Here is a 3,420-nt window from a genome sequence, read left to right as displayed (position 1 = left end):
TGGGCGAAATGCGCCTGGTAAGCAGAGTTTTTGAAATGTAAGGCCTTTGAATAAGACAAAAGGCTGCCTCATCGCTAACTTTGCAACAGTGCCGGATTGAATATAACCGACGTGACTGTTACATTTAGGTGGCTAAACCCGTCAAGCCCTCAGGAGTGAATCATGACCGTAGTCACGACCGCCGATACCTCCCAACTGTACGCACTTGCAGCCCGACATGGGCTCAAGCTCCATGGCCCGCTGACTGTCAATGAGCTTGGGCTCGACTATAGGATCGTGATCGCCACCGTCGACGATGGACGTCGGTGGGTGCTGCGCATCCCGCGCCGAGCCGAGGTAAGCGCGAAGGTCGAACCAGAGGCGCGGGTGCTGGCAATGCTCAAGAATCGCCTGCCGTTCGCGGTGCCGGACTGGCGCGTGGCCAACGCCGAGCTCGTTGCCTATCCCATGCTCGAAGACTCGACTGCGATGGTCATCCAGCCTGGTTCGTCCACGCCCGACTGGGTCGTGCCGCAGGACTCGGAGGTCTTCGCGGAGAGCTTCGCGACCGCGCTCGCCGCCCTGCATGCCGTCCCCATTTCCGCCGCCGTGGATGCGGGGATGCTCATCCGTACACCGACGCAGGCCCGTCAGAAGGTGGCCGACGACGTTGACCGCGTCCGACGCGAGTTCGTGGTGAACGACAAGCGCCTCCACCGGTGGCAGCGCTGGCTCGACGACGATTCGTCGTGGCCAGATTTCTCCGTGGTGGTGCATGGCGATCTCTACGTGGGCCATGTGCTCATCGACAACACGGAGCGCGTCAGCGGGATGATCGACTGGAGCGAGGCCCGCGTTGATGACCCTGCCATCGACATGGCCGCGCACCTTATGGTCTTTGGTGAAGAGGGGCTCGCGAAGCTCCTCCTCACGTATGAAGCGGCCGGTGGCCGGGTGTGGCCGCGGCTCGCCCACCACATCGCGGAGCGCCTTGCGTTCGGGGCGGTCACCTACGCACTCTTCGCCCTCGACTCGGGTAACGAAGAGTACCTCGCTGCGGCGAAGGCGCAGCTCGCCGCAGCGGAATGAGCGAACGTCGATATAGCCCGCTCGCGACGCTGTTCGCGGCGACCTTTCTCTTCCGGATCGGCAACGCGGTGGCGGCCCTCGCGCTTCCATGGTTCGTCCTGTCTCATACAAAGAGCGCGGCCTGGGCGGGCGCCACGGCCGCTAGCAGCGTCATCGCGACCATCATCGGCGCGTGGGTTGGTGGTGGCCTCGTCGATCGGTTCGGGCGCGCGCCCGTCGCATTGATCTCGGGTGTGGTGGGCGGCGTGGCCATGGCGAGCATCCCACTGCTCGATGCCGTTGGCGCCCTCTCGAACACTGGGCTGATCGCTTGCGTGGTGCTCGGTGCCGCGTTCGACGCACCCGGTATGGCCGCGCAGGACAGTGAGCTGCCCAAACTCGGCCACGTCGCCGGGCTCTCCGTTGAGCGCGTCTCGTCACTGAAAGCGGTGATCGGGAACGTCGCGATTCTAGGTGGCCCGGCCCTTGGGGGGGCCGCAATCGGCCTGCTTGGCGCTGCGCCAACGCTCGGGCTGACGGCGTTCTGCTCCGTCCTTGCAGGTCTGCTCGGCGCGTGGGTGCTTCCCGCGCGTGCCGCTCGGACGATGACCACGACGGCGACTCTCTCCATGCGCGCCGGCGTCGCTTTTCTCTGGAGCGAACCCCTGCTGCGCCCTCTCTTTGGTATAGTGATGATCTTCGTGGGCATCGTTGGCGCCAACGGCAGCGTCATCATGCCTGCGCTGTTTGTAGATGCAGGACGCCAAGTAGCAGAGCTCGGGCTGTTCTCCTCAATGATGGGGGCTGGTGGTCTCCTTGGCATTGCCATTCATGCGTCGGTCGGCGCCCGGATATCAGCGCAGAACTGGCTGGCGGTGGCATTTTGTGGCTCTGCGGTGGGCTCGCTTCTGCTTTCACAGTTGCCAGGCGTGCCGGTGCTGATGTTGTTGGGCGCGCTCGTGGGACTGCTGACCGGCTCAGTCTCTCCCATTCTCAACGCTGCCATCTACAACCGCACGCCGCCAGAACTTCTCGGCCGGGTACTCGGCACGGTCTCGGCGGTGATGCTGTCAGCCTCGCCCATGGTTATGCTTGCGGCCGGCGCGTTTGTCGACCTTGCTGGTCCGCTCCCTGGCCTCGTTGTATCGGCCGTGTTTGCGGGGCTCGTGGCTCTACTCTCGCTCCGTCTTCAATTTGCTACAATGGCGGCGGCAGCCACAGCCTCCGCCCCAACCCATACAGAAGGTGAACACTGATGCCCCGCCCCAAGCTCAAGTCCGATGACGAGGTACTCGAGGCCGCCACCGTAGTGCTGAAGCGTTGCGGTCCCATAGAGTTCACGCTCAGCGGAGTAGCAAAGGAGGTGGGGCTCTCCCGCGCAGCGTTAATCCAGCGCTTCACCAACCGCGATACGCTGCTGGTGAGGATGATGGAGCGCGGCGTCGAGCAGGTGCGGCATTACCTGAATGCGATACCGATAGGCGCAGGGCCGCAAGGGCTCTGGGAATTTTTGCAGGTGCTCGTTCGGAGCATGAACACTCGCAACGACTTCTCGGTGAACTATCTCATCTCCTGGTACGAGCTCCAGGTGCCGGAGCTACGCACGCTTGCGATCCAGCGGAACCGCGCGGTGGTGGAGGGGATCCGCAAGCGACTGCCCCCAGGTGCTCCTGCGGCAGCTGAGTTGCTCCTGCACTCGGTCATCGCTGGCGCGACGATGCAGTGGGCCGTCGATCCGGATGGTGAGCTAGCTGATCATGTGCTGGCTCAGATCGCTGCCATCCTGTGTTTAATGTTTCCCGAACACGACGATTTCCAACTCCTCCAGGCACATGCGTAAACGGAGGTGTGCAGAGTCCCTGCGGCAGGCGACGAACACGACCGTCGTCGATTAGTACCGGTACGGTCGGTGGTATCGAAGTCTTGATCACCACTCAGGTCTACGGCTTACAAATGGTGACCATCCCGATACTTGCGTCAGAGCACCGGGCCGATTCTTTGACAGTGAATCACTCCCGTAAGGTTGTGCCGGTGTGGGTGTCCCGGGTCGAGACGATACTCCGCCAATGCGCCCAGCAAACAACCTGGCCATCGCAGGTGGTGGGGAGCGGTGTGGCGGATGAGTTGGACAAGTTGGTGTAGCAGCACGAGCACGGCGAGATAACATCGCAGGAGTTCGACATGCTCAAGAGACAGCTGATTGCGAATCGCGATGCAGATTCATAACCCGATTGCGGGTTGGCTTCACTCCACCATCACCGAGCAGACTAGCACGGCGGGCTCTGTTGCAAAGATTGGCGGCAGTCAGAGGTAGGCTGTCGCTCTGCGCCGATCAGGCGGCTGCTGCGAAATGGTGGTTGAGCATGCCCATGG

General features: G+C 62.6%; 3 protein-coding genes. All 3 read left to right on the top strand.

All coding sequences use genetic code 11. The annotated features are described in order from the left end of the window. The first annotated feature begins 162 nt into the window (after positions 1 to 162). From ACOTWU_RS25060 to mphR(A), 3 genes are read left to right on the top strand one after another with little or no spacing between them, the layout of a single operon-like run. On the top strand, positions 163 to 1,068 hold the full coding sequence (locus ACOTWU_RS25060; RefSeq protein ID WP_000219391.1) for an Mph(A) family macrolide 2'-phosphotransferase: 906 nt from the start codon (positions 163 to 165) through the stop codon (positions 1,066 to 1,068). Beyond that, entirely contained in the window at positions 1,065 to 2,303 is a 1,239-nt protein-coding gene (mrx(A), locus tag ACOTWU_RS25055; protein WP_000004159.1) for a macrolide resistance MFS transporter Mrx(A), read from the top strand. The genes ACOTWU_RS25060 and mrx(A) overlap by 4 nt, the downstream gene beginning before the upstream one ends. Continuing rightward, on the top strand, positions 2,303 to 2,887 hold the full coding sequence (mphR(A), locus tag ACOTWU_RS25050; RefSeq protein WP_001137892.1) for a macrolide-binding transcriptional repressor MphR(A): 585 nt from the start codon (positions 2,303 to 2,305) through the stop codon (positions 2,885 to 2,887). The genes mrx(A) and mphR(A) overlap by 1 nt, the downstream gene beginning before the upstream one ends. The last annotated feature ends 533 nt before the right edge of the window (positions 2,888 to 3,420 follow it).

It is taken from the genome of Enterobacter cloacae complex sp. GYL001 (genome assembly GCF_049237125.1).
Taxonomy (GTDB): domain Bacteria; phylum Pseudomonadota; class Gammaproteobacteria; order Enterobacterales; family Enterobacteriaceae; genus Enterobacter; species Enterobacter hormaechei_C.
The sequence above is the reverse complement of the archived record's forward strand: the minus strand, read 5'-3'. Positions and strand labels throughout refer to the sequence as shown.

What these genes read in the sequence shown, in the direction of transcription:
- ACOTWU_RS25060 (WP_000219391.1), top strand. Translation starts at nt 163, where the DNA reads ATGACCGTAGTCACGACCGCCGATACCTCCCAACTGTACGCACTTGCA.